The 13,853-nt window shown below is 61.0% G+C and carries 18 protein-coding genes; 10 read left to right on the top strand and 8 right to left on the bottom strand.

Going from position 1 to position 13,853, the window contains the following annotated elements; genetic code table 11:
* The first annotated feature begins 140 nt into the window (after positions 1 to 140).
* Positions 141 to 533: a hypothetical protein gene (locus ACFQX9_RS18170; RefSeq protein ID WP_204513756.1), complete on the top strand. Its 393-nt coding sequence runs from the start codon at positions 141 to 143 to the stop codon at positions 531 to 533.
* A 323-nt stretch (positions 534 to 856) separates the two neighbouring features.
* Here the strand turns inward: ACFQX9_RS18170 and ACFQX9_RS18165 are convergent, their stop codons facing one another.
* Entirely contained in the window at positions 857 to 1,189 is a 333-nt protein-coding gene (locus ACFQX9_RS18165) for a hypothetical protein (protein WP_231188852.1), read from the bottom strand.
* A 104-nt stretch (positions 1,190 to 1,293) separates the two neighbouring features.
* Between ACFQX9_RS18165 and ACFQX9_RS18160 the strand changes: the two genes are divergently transcribed.
* Positions 1,294 to 2,517: a hypothetical protein gene (locus tag ACFQX9_RS18160; protein ID WP_377789919.1), complete on the top strand. Its 1,224-nt coding sequence runs from the start codon at positions 1,294 to 1,296 to the stop codon at positions 2,515 to 2,517.
* 20 nt (positions 2,518 to 2,537) lie between these two features.
* Here the strand turns inward: ACFQX9_RS18160 and ACFQX9_RS18155 are convergent, their stop codons facing one another.
* The 4 genes from ACFQX9_RS18155 to ACFQX9_RS18140 form a co-directional block, all read right to left on the bottom strand.
* Positions 2,538 to 2,813, bottom strand: a complete 276-nt coding sequence (locus tag ACFQX9_RS18155) for a hypothetical protein (RefSeq protein WP_083926416.1) — start codon at positions 2,811 to 2,813, stop codon at positions 2,538 to 2,540.
* 203 nt (positions 2,814 to 3,016) lie between these two features.
* Positions 3,017 to 3,433, bottom strand: coding sequence for a hypothetical protein (locus ACFQX9_RS18150; RefSeq protein WP_018456120.1), 417 nt, complete (start codon positions 3,431 to 3,433; stop codon positions 3,017 to 3,019).
* 41 nt (positions 3,434 to 3,474) lie between these two features.
* The gene (locus ACFQX9_RS18145; RefSeq protein ID WP_018456121.1) at positions 3,475 to 3,750 is read right to left on the bottom strand and encodes a hypothetical protein; all 276 of its coding nucleotides are present in this window, start codon (positions 3,748 to 3,750) and stop codon (positions 3,475 to 3,477) included.
* Positions 3,743 to 3,877 carry a hypothetical protein gene (locus tag ACFQX9_RS18140; RefSeq protein WP_256464949.1) on the bottom strand — a complete coding sequence of 45 codons (135 nt, stop codon included), beginning with the start codon at positions 3,875 to 3,877 and terminating at the stop codon, positions 3,743 to 3,745. Before ACFQX9_RS18140 ends, ACFQX9_RS18145 begins: the two co-directional genes overlap by 8 nt.
* 871 nt (positions 3,878 to 4,748) lie before the next feature.
* On the opposite strand from ACFQX9_RS18140, the gene ACFQX9_RS18135 reads away from it, so the two are divergent.
* The 3 genes from ACFQX9_RS18135 to ACFQX9_RS18125 all read left to right on the top strand — a co-directional run bounded on the left by ACFQX9_RS18135 (position 4,749) and on the right by ACFQX9_RS18125 (position 7,593).
* Positions 4,749 to 4,922: a hypothetical protein gene (locus ACFQX9_RS18135; RefSeq protein ID WP_162847250.1), complete on the top strand. Its 174-nt coding sequence runs from the start codon at positions 4,749 to 4,751 to the stop codon at positions 4,920 to 4,922.
* A 600-nt stretch (positions 4,923 to 5,522) separates the two neighbouring features.
* Entirely contained in the window at positions 5,523 to 7,112 is a 1,590-nt protein-coding gene (locus tag ACFQX9_RS18130) for an EAL domain-containing protein (protein ID WP_085359797.1), read from the top strand.
* 115 nt (positions 7,113 to 7,227) lie between these two features.
* Positions 7,228 to 7,593: an antibiotic resistance protein VanZ gene (locus ACFQX9_RS18125; protein ID WP_018456125.1), complete on the top strand. Its 366-nt coding sequence runs from the start codon at positions 7,228 to 7,230 to the stop codon at positions 7,591 to 7,593.
* Between the two features lie 43 nt (positions 7,594 to 7,636).
* Here the strand turns inward: ACFQX9_RS18125 and ACFQX9_RS18120 are convergent, their stop codons facing one another.
* Together ACFQX9_RS18120 and ACFQX9_RS18115 are read right to left on the bottom strand one after the other, a co-directional pair.
* Positions 7,637 to 8,083 (bottom strand): CHRD domain-containing protein, encoded by a 447-nt coding sequence (locus ACFQX9_RS18120; protein WP_377789915.1) that lies wholly within the window; start codon positions 8,081 to 8,083, stop codon positions 7,637 to 7,639.
* Positions 8,084 to 8,230: 147 nt separating this feature from the next.
* A complete protein-coding gene (locus tag ACFQX9_RS18115; protein WP_085359793.1) occupies positions 8,231 to 8,515 on the bottom strand; it encodes a hypothetical protein in 285 nt (94 codons plus the stop codon).
* Positions 8,516 to 8,754: 239 nt separating this feature from the next.
* Between ACFQX9_RS18115 and ACFQX9_RS18110 the strand changes: the two genes are divergently transcribed.
* Both ACFQX9_RS18110 and galE read left to right on the top strand, forming a co-directional pair.
* On the top strand, positions 8,755 to 8,904 hold the full coding sequence (locus tag ACFQX9_RS18110) for a hypothetical protein (protein ID WP_240543981.1): 150 nt from the start codon (positions 8,755 to 8,757) through the stop codon (positions 8,902 to 8,904).
* Positions 8,905 to 8,910: 6 nt separating this feature from the next.
* Positions 8,911 to 9,903, top strand: coding sequence for a UDP-glucose 4-epimerase GalE (gene galE, locus ACFQX9_RS18105; protein WP_377789913.1), 993 nt, complete (start codon positions 8,911 to 8,913; stop codon positions 9,901 to 9,903).
* Between the two features lie 40 nt (positions 9,904 to 9,943).
* Here the strand turns inward: galE and ACFQX9_RS18100 are convergent, their stop codons facing one another.
* Positions 9,944 to 10,402 (bottom strand): hypothetical protein, encoded by a 459-nt coding sequence (locus tag ACFQX9_RS18100; RefSeq protein ID WP_018456130.1) that lies wholly within the window; start codon positions 10,400 to 10,402, stop codon positions 9,944 to 9,946.
* A gap of 186 nt (positions 10,403 to 10,588) precedes the next feature.
* On the opposite strand from ACFQX9_RS18100, the gene ACFQX9_RS18095 reads away from it, so the two are divergent.
* From ACFQX9_RS18095 to ACFQX9_RS18085, 3 genes are all read left to right on the top strand, one after another.
* Positions 10,589 to 10,825, top strand: a complete 237-nt coding sequence (locus ACFQX9_RS18095; RefSeq protein ID WP_247489603.1) for a hypothetical protein — start codon at positions 10,589 to 10,591, stop codon at positions 10,823 to 10,825.
* 179 nt (positions 10,826 to 11,004) lie between these two features.
* The gene (locus ACFQX9_RS18090; protein WP_377789911.1) at positions 11,005 to 11,676 is read left to right on the top strand and encodes a hypothetical protein; all 672 of its coding nucleotides are present in this window, start codon (positions 11,005 to 11,007) and stop codon (positions 11,674 to 11,676) included.
* An 18-nt stretch (positions 11,677 to 11,694) separates the two neighbouring features.
* Complete coding sequence (locus ACFQX9_RS18085; protein WP_247363723.1) at positions 11,695 to 13,836, top strand: adenylate/guanylate cyclase domain-containing protein; 2,142 nt, start codon at positions 11,695 to 11,697, stop codon at positions 13,834 to 13,836.
* Positions 13,837 to 13,853: the final 17 nt, after the last annotated feature.

Below are 13,853 nucleotides of genomic sequence, written 5' to 3'. Positions count from 1 at the left end.
TGTAACTCCAGGGCAGAGCGAGAAGAACGAGCAAGGGCCGGAAACTTCTCGTCCATTCCCTTCAATCTATACGTTTGCCGATTGCACGAAAGCCAAATCGCGGGCAAGCTTCGTGCTTTAGCTCGCGAGGATATTGACCAGTGGTCCGCAACGTTACTTTCCTGGTTCTGGTGATCTTTTTAGGCACTCACTTTGCGACAGCAGGCCAGATCGAATACCCGCAAGTGATCCATACGCAATACGAAGCCGTCGATCAGAAGACCGGGGGTCACTTCGTGCTGTGGTCGGAGCGGGAAAAGATCTTCTATGGCCTGGACCAGAAGCTTTTCCCGGGAGCTCGGTTTGTCGACATCACCCAGGTAACCCCAAGCGTGGGTTCGATCACACTGACCTATGTCGAGGTGCGGACCGTCAGCAGCACGACGTCGGACTATCTGTATCTGGCAGGAAATGTCCGCTTTCGCGTCAGTGGGATGGCGCTCAAATCCAGCAACTTCCCCGCCGGCGGCGGAATGACACCCAACGTACAGTAGCCAGACTAACGCCTGCTCGACCCACTAGTCCGCGTTCTGTTGCCGTAATAGGGGCGCGCGCGCCCTCCACTGACCAGAGGCGGCTGAATCTGGCTCGGAATATTCCGCGTAGCCGTGCTCGGCGCGGGCTGCGAGGGATTGACGATAATTACATTTCGATCGGGGGTCGATGGATCATTGACCCCCTGGGCCCGAGCGCTGAGGGCCCACGTGCTTGCCGTCACAAGAAGCGTAAACGCGGTCAGGACTAATCGTTTCATAAGATGTCTCCCAAGCGAGAACATCGGGAGGCGATCACCGTTCCTTCACGGTTGCTTGGGTCGTCATTGCCGAGGCACGGCGATCAACTTGCCGTCTCTCCAGACCCCCTGAGCCGCCATCCCGCTCGGCAGCTTGCCCGGCGCCAGGTTTCGGGTGGCTGTGGGTCGTGAGGCGCTCTGGGCCGTTTGGGTTTTCTTCGTAGGGGTGGTCACGATGCTGGTGCTCGTCAAATTGGCTTTGTCCTTGGTCCCTTGTGCAAAAGAAGGTTGCACCAGGAGAGCCACAAACGTGAGTGCTATGAAACCGTCGCGCATGATCAAAATACCGGAAAGAGGAGCTCGTCGAACTGTCACAGCTTTCTGCCCAAAAGCAAGCCCCCGAAGCTGTTCGACCATGGGCTCTTGCAAGGCTGGCGATCAGAGCGGCTTTCGCCGAGATAGGATTTTGACGCGGAAAAGCCTAGCGAAACAGCCTGTTCCGGGTTACTTGATCGGCCTTGATGACCGACCCCAGCGACACCGCCGCCGGCGCGCCAAATACGCACGCGATCAAGGCCGGGTTTGTGCGTCTCCTGTCCGGGCGGATTCGCGACATATCCAGCGACCCCCGGCAGATCCGCGAAATCGTTTACGAGCTGGCTCGCATCAAGCTTCTGGAACAATTAACGCATGGCGACGCACGGGAGTCCCGCGAGCTCCAGCAAGTGCTTGAGCGCGCCATCCGGGAGGTTGAGCTTTCATTTGACCGTAGCGAGCGCGACGCGCTGTCCAAAGCGCCGGAGTTGGCGCTAGACGTCGCTTCGCATCAGTCGCCACCCGGTCCCCCGGCTCCTCAGCCCGTTCCGCATCTGGCGCCCGTTCCGCCCTCGCCGCCCGTCGCGAAGCCTGCGGAAACAGGGCGCGGTTCTGTCGCACCGCCAAGCCCGCCCGACCAATCTCGGCGAAGCGGCATCCTCAACTCCCTCATCCGATTAGCCGCCATCCTGGTCGTCATTGCCGGTGCCAGCGCGGCGGTTACTTATTGGCCGCGGTTGAGGACACAATCCCTCGCATTGTGGCAGTCCGCGACGCTGTCCAAGCGCACCTCCACAAGCCCCGAGCCTCACCCCACCGGGGCTGTGACTCCATCGAGCGGTGAGAGCGTCGAACGGACACCGGATCAACCGAAGGAGCCGGTGACGCCTGCGCAACCCTCGATGCCGTTGCCAACGACCTTCGGCGTCTACGCCCTGAGCCAGGGCCAGCTCCAGGAGCTCAAGCCGGTCCCCGGGAAGATTCCGGATCGTCGTGTCGCGATCTCAGCAGCAATCACCACACCGAGCGCGACGACCCTGACAAGCGGAGATGTCAGCTTCATTGTTTTCAGGCCCGACGGTGGTGTCGATGCAACCGGGACCGAGGTTCGAGTAGTCGCAAAAGTCTCCCGAGCGATGGGCGTCGATGCAACCGGGAAAGCGGCCATGGTCTCTGCCGGCGACACCTGGGTCATCCGCAGCATGTCCTTCCCTTACAAAGTAGGTCCGGTCGAGGATCAGCCGAGAATGCTATCGCTGCAGCCGGAGCAGGACGGCTTTACGCTTTCGCCGGGTCGCTACGTCGTGGTCGTCAAAGGTATGGGCTATGACTTCACGGTGGCCGGGACGCCGACTGATCCCAACCAATGCGTCGAACGCATCAATGCAACGAACGGCGCATTCTACTCCCCCTGCCCGCCGCGACGCTAAAGTGGCGCGACGCGTTCCGTTTATTTCTTGGCCTTGGCGTCTTTAGGCGCATCCGCGGGCGCATCATCGACCTTGCCGTTGTTCGTGACGCATTTGCTGAAATAATCGCGCCGCTCCTTGGCTGTCCCTGCGCTGCCGGCAGCGGGATTGCCGATTTGCTTTGGAGGAAAGGCCTTGGCCAAAGCTGCGTCGCATGCACGCGCTACTTCTACAGTGACGGCCGACGCCGTTACTGGCGCGCCAATAGCCAAAACAAATGCCAATCCCATAGACCTTTGCAAATTTCTGGAGATCACCTGGCTCGCTCCTTCAATCCGTCCGAGAACGCTGGACGGGACCATATCAAAACCGGCAGAAGAGCCAAACGGCAAAGCGGCGCCCGAATTGTCCCGTGGCAAAGCTGTTCAGCGAGAGATTATGCTTTTCGGACCGAGATATCCATCGTGCCCAAACCTGCTGCGTTTAGCAGACGGAAGGGTGCCGAGCCAAACCCTCGATCCTAGCTATTGAGCTGCGGCGGCTTCAGGTTCGGAAAGCGCGTGAGCATCGCGGTCCTGATAAACCTCAGATGAGCGATGGTGTTTGCCAATTCCTTGAGCCGCCGCTGGCCGTTGGAGATGTCGGCGGCAAAGAGATCTTGATGATGACTGTCGATCGGCTCCCGTTCGAGATATTCATCGGTGCCGTTTCCGAAAGTGACGGATGCACGCGCGAGTGCGTCATCAACACGTCGTCCGAGGCCGACCTGCTCCCTCTCCGCATCGCGCAATGCCGTATCGATCGCGACCATGACGGCATCGATTCGAACGCGGTCCGTCTCCGCATCGCGCTCGATGGTACGGGCCTTGAAGCCTTTGTCCTCACGGCGGGAGCTGAGAAAATTGTGTGCGCGCGCTCTCAGGAACAGCTGAAACATTTGGGCCATCCCACGTTCGAGATTTGGACCGCTAACATCGGTCAGACATAGTTAACAAAGCTTGAATCTTGTGGCTGCTCCGCCTGGCTTTGTACAATCCACGCCCGCCAGGCTCCTTCGTGTTTCGAATAAAGCTCAAGCCATCGAGCTTCGTGCGCCGCGGCGGCTCCATCGCCCGGACCGATTTGAACCGTCTCTCCCGACGTGATGTCCAGCGCTTCGAACTCCGCCGTTTCCGGAAGCGACAGCCCTATCAGCACCCGCTTCCCTTGCGCATCAACGAAATACCTGCGGGGCGCGTTGTGCCTTTCAGTCATTCGAACGAGCCTCGTCCATGATCCAAGGACCTGGAAGATCTTTCAGGTGTCGATCATAGGCGCGAACGAAACCCATCAAAATAACGATGCAAATAATCGCGCCCAGCAATGCAATCAGATACGTCATTTACGCCTACCCTAACGCGGGCCCCGGAAAAATCGGGGCGGCTAAACTTCCGCCGTGAATCGAGATGTTCTAGGTGGGATTGGCTAGGCTCTCAAGAATTGCGACAAGTTAACCTAACCGCACATGGTTATTTCGATAATGCTACAGAGATCGCTCGGCAAACAGGCCAGGCGCGAAATACCATCATTGGGAGGGCGACCGACTTCGTCCCGCCCCTGTTGCGGGAGTATAGGGCGCATAGAGACGATATCTTGCCGATCGCTTGCGTGAGCGCCACGCCCTCGCACCATAGCCGCAAGCAAAACCGCCCGCGAAGATCGAACCCAAAATCACAATTGCCAACATTTGAACGTCCCATTTTTTCGGCGCGTTCCTCCCATTGCATTTCATCTTGTCGTTGTGACGACTTCAAGATCGGCACCGCTGAAAGTTTTGCCAGGCGATGACGAAATTTGTGCAAGGAGCTGATTGAAGTTTGGTCGTTGCCGGACAGCCGCGGGCCGGGGAATGACAAAACGTCTCACTGATTGAAGTTGGATCCGGCCGGAGGTTAATCGGGGTTCACGCAGTCCATGCAGCCTTCAGAACCGGCGCCCGACAATTCGGCTTCCAGCCATTCAAAGCGCGGTAACGGCCGCCGCTGATCAGCATTGACACCTCCGTGATAGTACGGAGCGACAAAGCCGGATTAGACGCGTTAAGGTTGAGCGGTTAGCTTAATCCGCGTTGTTTGTTGCGAATTCTCACTAATCACTTATCCCATCGTCTCACCGGGCTCCCCCAAGCTCGGCCCCACCCAAGCAAAGCCGTCGAGCGACATGGGTCCGCTTGGCGGCTTTGTCCTTGTCGCGACGAGAGGATGATTTCGGTTATGGCGCGCAAGCCCTGGTCGTTCAAGGAAGACCGCCGGCTGATGGAGTTGGCTAAGTCTTCGGCTTCATTGGAGGAGGCGGCGAAACAGCTCGGACGATCGCCCGATGCGATCAAGCGCATGGCCCTGCGCCTTGGTCTTTCGTTGAAAACGAAGGCGAGAAAAAAGGCCTAAGCGAGCGTGCGGCGGCGTTCCGCCAACGACGTCATGATGGCCGCGGGCGCGCGATCGCCGGTTCTGACGAAGAACGAATGCGTCGTGTTGCTGATCGGAGTAGAGCAAGGACCTCAAGGCAAGGTGAGGTCGCCGTCCGCCCCGAAGGCTCGACTCCGGCTACATGAAATAGATGCGCTCTAGCCCGGTTCGCCAGGGAACCGAACCAGCGCGCTCGCGTTGACTCCAACTTCATCGCGAGGTCTGGCCGTGGCCCATCTTGCCATTTCCGTCATTCTGGTCTGGTTGGCTATCAATATCGCCTTCGTGGTCTTGCGCTTGCGAGCCACCCGGCCACAGCATGGTGGCAGCCCTCGGCAGGCTTCCATCGCGCCCTACAATCCCGCACCCGCTTCCCTCCGCCATCGAATGGGCCGCCAGAACTTGGGAGCGGAAGGTTAAGTAGCATTTTCGATAGGGTCCCCCGGTCCGGGGGCAGACGGGTCCCTCGCCTGCCCACCCCCAAAGGCCGGTTCCACATGCCTCGCCCGCGCATTAAACCCTATCTTAGCGCGTCCTGATTAGGATCGGCCGACGCTTCCCTCTGTTCCGCCGGGCCGAATGAGATTGCAGCGACCGACTTTCGTATTTGCGGCGTTCGTGCTCGCGAGCACGGCCGCGTTCGGCGTGGCTGGCCACTTTGCGGCAACTTCGTTCATTCGGTACCAGCAGGCCCACCAGCTCGACGAATTGACCGAGGTGGTTCTGCGTCGCGCCGAATTTGCGGTCGACTTTGCCGGCGCGAGCCTGGGCGAACTCGCGCGGCGCGATCTTGCCGATTGTGGGCCCGCGACGCTGCAGGCGATCCGGCTCCACGTCTACCAACGTTCCGCAATCAAGGATGTGCGCCTCGTCAACCCGGATGGCTCGGTGATCTGTTCGGCCTATTCCGAAACGCTGGAATTCGACAAGGGATGGATCGACCGCCGCGATATGCTTCCCTCGCACGACAAGAACCTTTCGCTCTTCCGTGTCGAGCAATTCGGCGGGGATGCTCTGGGCGTGCTCAAAGACATCAACGGCAATGCCGCATTGGTCGCCATTCTTGGCGTCAACGCCAGCCTGTTCGACATCATGCCCGCCGAGTTGCGCGCCCACAGCGAAGTGATCCTCGCGTTGAGCAACGGCGAGAAACTTGGCGAATTCCTGCTCGATGCCGACAAAGCCTTGCAGGCCCCGATCGATCTCGACAAAAATTCAGCTCGATTCCCACTCCATGCGACCATTCGCCTCGAACGCGGCATCCTCTCGACGTGGAACAACGAGGCTTACTGGCCGACGCTGGCCGTAGCATTTGCAATCGGCGCCCTTTTCGGCGGGCTTTTCGCGCGGAGCCGCCGCATGGAAGGGCCCGTCGCCGATCTCGACCGCGGGCTGGCCGCGAACGAATTCAAGCCGTACTACCAGCCCATCTTCGAGCTCAAGACCGGTCGGATCAAAGGCTGCGAGGTGTTGGCTCGGTGGCTCCTCAAAGACGGATCGGTCGTGCCTCCGATGAACTTCATCCCGCTCGCGGAATCCAGCGGCCGCATCCAGGTCATGACCTGGCAGATCCTGCGATCAGCGCTGTCGGATCTGCAGCCGCTGTTGAAAGCGAACAAGGATTTTAAGCTCTCCCTCAACGTCGTACCAAAGCATCTCTTGAGTGCGGGCTTCATTGAAACGCTCCGCCGCACGGTCATGGCGGCGCAAGTCTCCGCGCGCCAGATCGTCATCGAGGTGACCGAGCGCGACGAGCTCGACGACCTCGCACGCGCCGCAGCCGTGGTCAGCGAATTGCGGGACTGCGGGTTTCGCGTCGCCATCGATGACGTCGGCGTCGGTCATAGCGGGCTATCCCGGCTCAAGGGCCTGGGCGCCAATACAATCAAGATCGACAAATTTTTCGTCGACACGATCACCGTGGACGCATCGACTGCCACGATCGTGGAGATGCTGGTCGCACTTGCGAAGGACCTCCAAATGACGGTGGTCGCGGAAGGCATCGAGACGGAGGAGCAGGTCCGGGCGCTTATTTCATCCGGCGTAGAGGAGGGGCAGGGCTATCTGGTCTCCGCCCCACTGCCCTTCCCTCGATTCAACGAGTTGGTCGAGTCACGCTGCTTGGCGCAGAGCGCTAAATTGCCGACCGACGCGGCGTTGGTGGCCTGAAAGGATTGAGCCGTTAACCCGGGACGGCAAACGCGCCGCGCCCCTTGCTCAATCAGCCTTAACGATACTCTCATCTTTCAACGCGGCCTGGCTCCGGTCCGGCTATGGTCGTCCAATGCGTCGCAACCACCTTATCGCAGCCGCAGGCGTCTGCTTCGCGCTCATCGTCTATGCCACGCTTGCGAGACTGGCGGGGAGACCCGTGCTTATTGGCCATCACGAGGCTTATTGGGTCGTCGTGATCGAGCGCTTCAGCGTCTACGGGTTGCTGGGATTTCTCTTGTCCTTCCTGTTGCCCGGTCGGCTCACCCTCGCATGCTCGCTTGTCGTGGCGGTCGCAATGGGGCTGGAAATCCTGCAAGCAATGACGCCCGATCGTGATCCGGGTTTCCTGGACGTGCTGCAAAAGGCAGCAGGCGGGACCGTCGGGGTCCTCCTCGCTCAAACAATCCTGGCCTTCTTACCGAGGCCGCCCTCCTGAGCAGATGCATGGCCTGCACGTCTGCATCGGGAAGTGACCGTCCTTATTTTATCATTTGTCCGCGTAGTTCACCGCCCGGGTTCGCGGCCGTATGAATGTTGGCATACCATTTCCCAGCCAGCAGGTCCGCAGCCTGAGCTTCGGTGAGCGTTGCGCTCCCCTGAATCGGGCTTTGGACCGTCTTGAACGGCAGCACGATGCCGGCGTTCTTGCCGGGCTCCACCGGGCCGTGGAAATGTGCCCCCATGGCTGGCCCGGTCAAGCCGGCGAAGCTGACTGTGTAGGTCAGGGTTTTCGCCTCCGTATCGTAAGTCGCCTGGGCCTTGCCTGTTCCAGGCGAGTTGTTCGGAGGCACTTCATTGCTGCCTTTTAAATCGGCCTGCAACTTCACGAGCTCTGCATTTGCCGTTGCGGCTGTCATGATGATCAGCGCACCCAGCATCGCCGCTCCCAACAGTGTCGCGTAGCCTCGATCGCTGTCGTTCCTCATGGCATCCTCCTGCAGGCTCTACGGCCCGCTGCGGTTAAACCCCGGCCAGCAATGAAAATTCCGGATGGAGATTTATGCCTGATTCGGAACAACTATCGCGAGAATCTCGGCTCCCACACCCGGAGCCTGACCGATTGCGCGCGGGAGCTAAGCCAAGCGGCGCTGGCCCAGGAACTGGTTCGGCGTCAGGAGTTCTGCCATCTGCCGATGGGTGGCCTGGAGCGCCTCGATGGCGCCGTCCAGATCAAAATCGGCGTCCCGGACAGAGGCGAAATATTTGGCCGTCAGCGCCAGATCGAGCTTGACGCGGGTTGCGCCGTCGCGGCTTTTGCGGCGGTCAAGTGACAAATGGATGGCCCGCATTCGTGCCTCGGCAGACGTGCAGCCGCTAAGCTCGGCGAGTTCGTCATAGGTCATCCAGATCTGTGCCATGTTTCAGTCACTCCTTTACTCGGCATCAGCTTAATTTTGGTGCTTAAAGCTTCGGTTGCCGCGATGCGCGCGCCCACCGTTTCGCAGCGATAGGGTCAATGCGAGCTAAACGAAGAAGGACGATCGTGCCGAGCCGCCGGTGGGTTGCATACAGCGAAGATCAATCTATGCTCACCAGATCGATCAACTATTGAGCTGAGGCAATCGCATTGGGACAGGTCACTTCGGAAGCCCTCTCCTTGATTGATGTCGTGTCCCGTGGCGCCACGCGGCATGTCCTCGCCTTCCGCAAACGTCCCGCATGGCTGACGCTTGCGGTGCTCGTGCCGGGTGCCGATTTGGTGCTGGCCGCGGACGCATGGATGATCGTTGATTTCACCTCGAGGTAAGCAGACATGACCGACCGACCGACTGTCCTCGTTACGGGAGGCGCGGGCTATATCGGCTCGCATGCCTGTCGCGCCCTGACCGCCGCCGGCTATCAGCCCGTTGTTTATGACAATCTGTCGACAGGTCATCACGGCTTCGTCGCCGGCCCGCTGGTAACAGGCGATCTGCTCGACGGCGCCACGCTGGCGCGCGCCTTCGCCGAGCACAAAATCACGGCGGTCATGCATTTCGCGGCGGCGAGTCTCGTCGGCGAGTCCATGACCGACCCGCAAAAGTACTACATCAACAATGTGCAGGGCACGCTGTCGCTATTGCAGGCGATGCGCAATGCGGGCTGCCATCGTATCGTGTTCTCCTCGACCGGCGCCGTCTACGGCAATGCCGATTCCAAGGAACTGCCGGAAGACTTCCCCTGCGCGCCGATCAACCCCTATGGCGCATCGAAGTGGATGATCGAGCGCATGCTCGCCGATTACCGCGCCGCTTACGGCTTCGGCGCGTTCTGCCTGCGCTATTTCAATGCCAGCGGCGCCGATCCTGCCGGCGGCATCGGCGAATTGCGTGACAATGAAACCCATCTCATTCCGCGCGCCATGATGGCATTACAGGGCCATGTCGATTTTGCCGTGTTCGGTCAGGACTACGACACGCCCGATGGCACCGCGATCCGCGACTACATCCATGTCACCGACCTCGCCGCAGCGCATGTCGCGGCGCTGAAGCTGCTGGAACAAGGGCATGCCGGCGGCAGCTTCAATCTAGGCACCGGCTCCGGCTTTTCGGTACGGGAGATCCTGACCGCCATCAGGCAGGAGACCGGGCGCGAGGTGCCCCACACCGTCAAACCGCGCCGCGCCGGCGATCCCACCTATCTGGTCGCCGATCCCTCCGCAGCGCGAAAAGTGCTGAATTTCGTGCCGCGATATTCGGATCTGCCGACTGTAATCCGCACCGCCTGGGCCTGGCACCAGAGGGCTCATCCGCTTAAGCAGCCCTGACAACATCCTCGAAGTTGATCAGGCGGGATAAGACGTGGCCTTATGGTCTATTCCGTTCTGAGCCGAGCGATCCCGGCGCAAACGGATGGCGCGATCGAGAACGGCCGTCGAGCCCCTTGGGCAGCTTGTCGGCGTTGAGCTTCACGACCGCACCTCGGGCGTCAACGGCCGGCACCTCGTCCTGGCTGTAGATGAGCGTCGCCTCGAAGGTCACATCGGGGGCCTGCTCGGCCGTTCCGGAACAGGTCGCCATCGCACCGCTGCACACGCCCGCGAGCTTGACCTCGACCTCGTCGAGCCCGAACACGGTCGGCGGCCCCTCGGCATGACGCCGCGTGGTCAGAACCGCCGTGAAGCGCTGCTCGTCAATTCGGTAAGAGCCTCCATAAGTGAAGAAGCTGTCGCTGCCGGAGATTCGTCCCTCCGCCAGATGCACGACGCCCGTGCCCTGACCGCGCGGGGTCCTGAACCAGGCCGCATATTTGCCGTCTCTCAGCATGAAAACATCCACCGTAAAACTCCAACGTATTTGCAACCAACTCTGGGGCGCGACAATGACCCGCGCGGGGAGCATTCCGCCACGGTTAACGCCCTGCAAAATCAACCCGTCAATTTGACGCCGAGGCGCAGCGACGCGGGCGCACGCTTCCCGTGCGGCGGGCAAGAAAGCTGGAGCTGGACCTCGTTGCATACCGCGCTAAAAACGATCGGCGTGCCGACCTCGTTTGGCAGCACGCATATAACCGCTATCAACTCCAGCCAGCTCGTGACAGCTAGCCTGTCACGCTGGGAGGAAGTGGTCGAGATCGCCGCCGGTCAGCAGGCGACGCCGTATCAGAAAACCGAGGCTACGCTCGCGCCCATCATAGATATGGAGAGTGCAGCGGAGAGCCACCCGGTTGAGGCCGTCCCAGCCGAATGAAATTATCCATCCAGCTTGCCGGCGCACTGTCTTCTCGAGTCGCCGGCTTGAACCTCTTCCTGATAGAGTGCACCAATATCAAAGAGTGATTCCGGTCACACTTGCCTGGGCGTTTCGCTGCTAAGCATCGGGCCTGGATGGGGACCGGCAAATATTGGTCGAACTGGATGAGAATTGCCATGAAAAGCCTGATCGGCGCTGTTGTCGGCACATGCTGTCTTGCTGCTCCGGCTTTGGCGGAGAGCCCGACCGCCATCGTCGAGGACGTGCAAGGCAAGGTCGACGGTGTCGCGTTCATGGATTATGTGGTGCCGGGCAAGATCATAAAGCTGGGGCCCAAGGCAACCATTACGCTCAGCTATCTCAAATCGTGCCAGCGCGAGACCATCAGCGAAGGCGTCGTCATGGTCGGCACCGAGCAGAGCACCGTGCAACTCGGCGAGGTCCAGCGGGAAAAGGTCCCCTGCGATACCAACGCGGCAAAACTGTCGGAGCGCGAGGCGAACCAGAGTGCCGCGACGACCTTCCGCACCATGCGGTCGGACGCCAAGGGCAGCGCTCCGGCCAAGCTGCCGACGCTCTACGGTGTCGCGCCGTTGGTGCAGGCCAAGAGCGGCAGCACCCTGGTGATCGAGCGCACCGATGGCAAGGAGCCCACGATCAGCGTGCCGCTCACGAGCGAGACCATGGTCGGAGGCAAGTTCTATGACTTCGCCAACGCCGGGAAGTCGCTGACGCCGGGCGGCAGCTATCTCGCCATCCTCGGCACCAAGCGTTACGCCTTCCAGGTCGATCCCAGCGCCACGTCGTCGCCGACGCCGATCGTGGGACGCCTGCTGCGGCTCGAATAGGCAGCTAGCGACGGGGCGATGCGGCGGATCGGCAGACGGGACATCGTTGCAGCGATCCTGATTGCGCTTCTTGCAGGCGCCGTCGTCACGTCTCCGCCGTTCCAGACGCTGCAGGGCCTGTCGCTCGACGTCCTCACGGCACTGCGCGGCAAGCTCGTCGGCGACCACCGCGATCCCGCGACATCACCGGTCGTCGTCGTGGCCATCGACGGCGAGACCTACGACACTCCGCCGTTCCAGGGGTCGCCGACGCTGACCTGGACGCGCGAGATCGGCCGGGTGCTCGGCAGCATTGCCGACGGCGGCGCCAAGGTGATCGGTTTCGATGTCATCTTTCCGAGCTCGATCGAGCGGTCGGAGATTCCCTTTGGCGATGCGCCGCTTGGCGCGCGACTGAAGGGATTCGACCGAGACTATCTCATCGCCTTGCGGAAACTCTCTAGTGACGGCAAGCTGGTGCTGGGCGAGGTCCTCAGCAGCGATCATCCGGACCGCGCACAGCAATTGGCTGTGGGGAATAACGTCCGCGGCCTCAACGTCTATACCGACACCGACCATGTAATCCGGCGAATGCCGCTGAGTTTTCCTGTCGGCGACATGCCAGCTTCCGCAATGGCCGTCGAACTCGCCACCCGCGCGCTCGGCGCAAAACCGCAGACCGCGCCTTCTGGCGTGACTGCTTTGTCCGGCTATACGATCCCGAGCGCGGTGCCGAACACGCTAACGCTCAATTTCCGAGGGCTCGGCCGCGACGTGCCGACATATTCGTTCGCAGACCTGCACGCCTGCGTCGAGAAGAACGACCGCGACTTCTTCCGCCGCGCCTTCGGTGGCAAGATTGTGGTGCTCGGCACGATCCTCAATGTCGATGACCGCAAGATCACCTCGATGCGTCTTTCCGGCGGCTATGACGGAACGCCGGCCGCAAGATGCGCCCTGCCTGCACCGGCAACCACCGAACAAAAAGCCCGCAGCGACATCGCCGGTGTCTTCGTGCATGCCAACGCGGTGCGAAATCTGATCGAACGCGATGCGGTGACCGAGCTCGGCTTTCCACTGCGGAGCATTCTCACCATCGTGTTCGCAGCGATCGTGGCCTGCGCGGCCTGCGTGCTCGCACCGGGTGGCGCACTGATCGCATGGTTCGGCCTCACCGCTGTATACGCCGCTGTGGCTGTCGGTGCATTCGTCCATGCCTTGGCGCTGCCGCTGACGGAGCCGGCACTCGCAAGCCTTGCCGCGCTCGCGATGATGATCGGCTACCGTTTCGTGCTGGCCGATCGCGACGAGCGTTTCCTGCGCAGGAGCTTTGCGTTCTATCTCGCCCCCGAAGTGATCGACACCATGGTTGCCTCCGGCAAGATGCCGGCGCTCGGCGGCGAAATGCGCAACGTCACCATGTTCTTCTCCGACCTGAGTGGCTTCTCCTCCATCGCCGAGACGATGACGCCGGGCGAACTGGTGACGCTGATGAACGAATATCTGTCGGCCATGACCGACATCATCGAGAGCCATGGCGGCTATGTCGACAAATATATCGGCGATTCCATTGTCGCCATGTTCGGCGCGCCCGCCGACGATCCCGCGCATGCGCGCCACGCCGTCCATGCCGCGCTGAAATGTCACGCAAAGCTGGCGGAGCTCAACGCCGGCAGCGCCGCTTTCGCCCGCCGCGGCCTGTCGCACCGCATCGGGCTCAACAGCGGCGAGGCTGTCGTCGGCAATATCGGCTCCCGCCGCCGCTTCAACTACACCGTGATGAGCGACACCGTGAACGTCGCCTCGCGGCTCGAAGGCGCCAACAAATATTATGGCACCGCAATCATGGCTTCAGAAACGACTGTCGCGCAGACAGGCAATACTTTCACCTGGCGCGAGCTCGACGCCATCAAAGTGATAGGACGCGGCGAGGCGATCAAGGTGTTCGAGCCCCTCGCGGAGAAGGGCACGGAGAGTGCCGGGCAGACGAAGGTTGCCGCCGCGTATGCGGAAGGGCTGGCGTGCTGGCGGGCAAGGGAGTTTGCGAAGGCGGCTGATGCGTTCGGGCGAATGGCGGAAATGGATCCGGCGTCAGCGCTTTTTGGCAAGCGCGCGACTGCGCTCGCTACAAATCCACCGGGGTCGGATTGGACGCCGGTGAACATCCTAGAAGGAAAGTAGCGCAGCGTCCCACCGCT

The sequence above is a fragment of the Bradyrhizobium sp. GCM10028915 genome (assembly GCF_042666195.1).
GTDB lineage: Bacteria > Pseudomonadota > Alphaproteobacteria > Rhizobiales > Xanthobacteraceae > Bradyrhizobium > Bradyrhizobium canariense_D.
The sequence above is the reverse complement of the archived record's forward strand: the minus strand, read 5'-3'. Positions and strand labels throughout refer to the sequence as shown.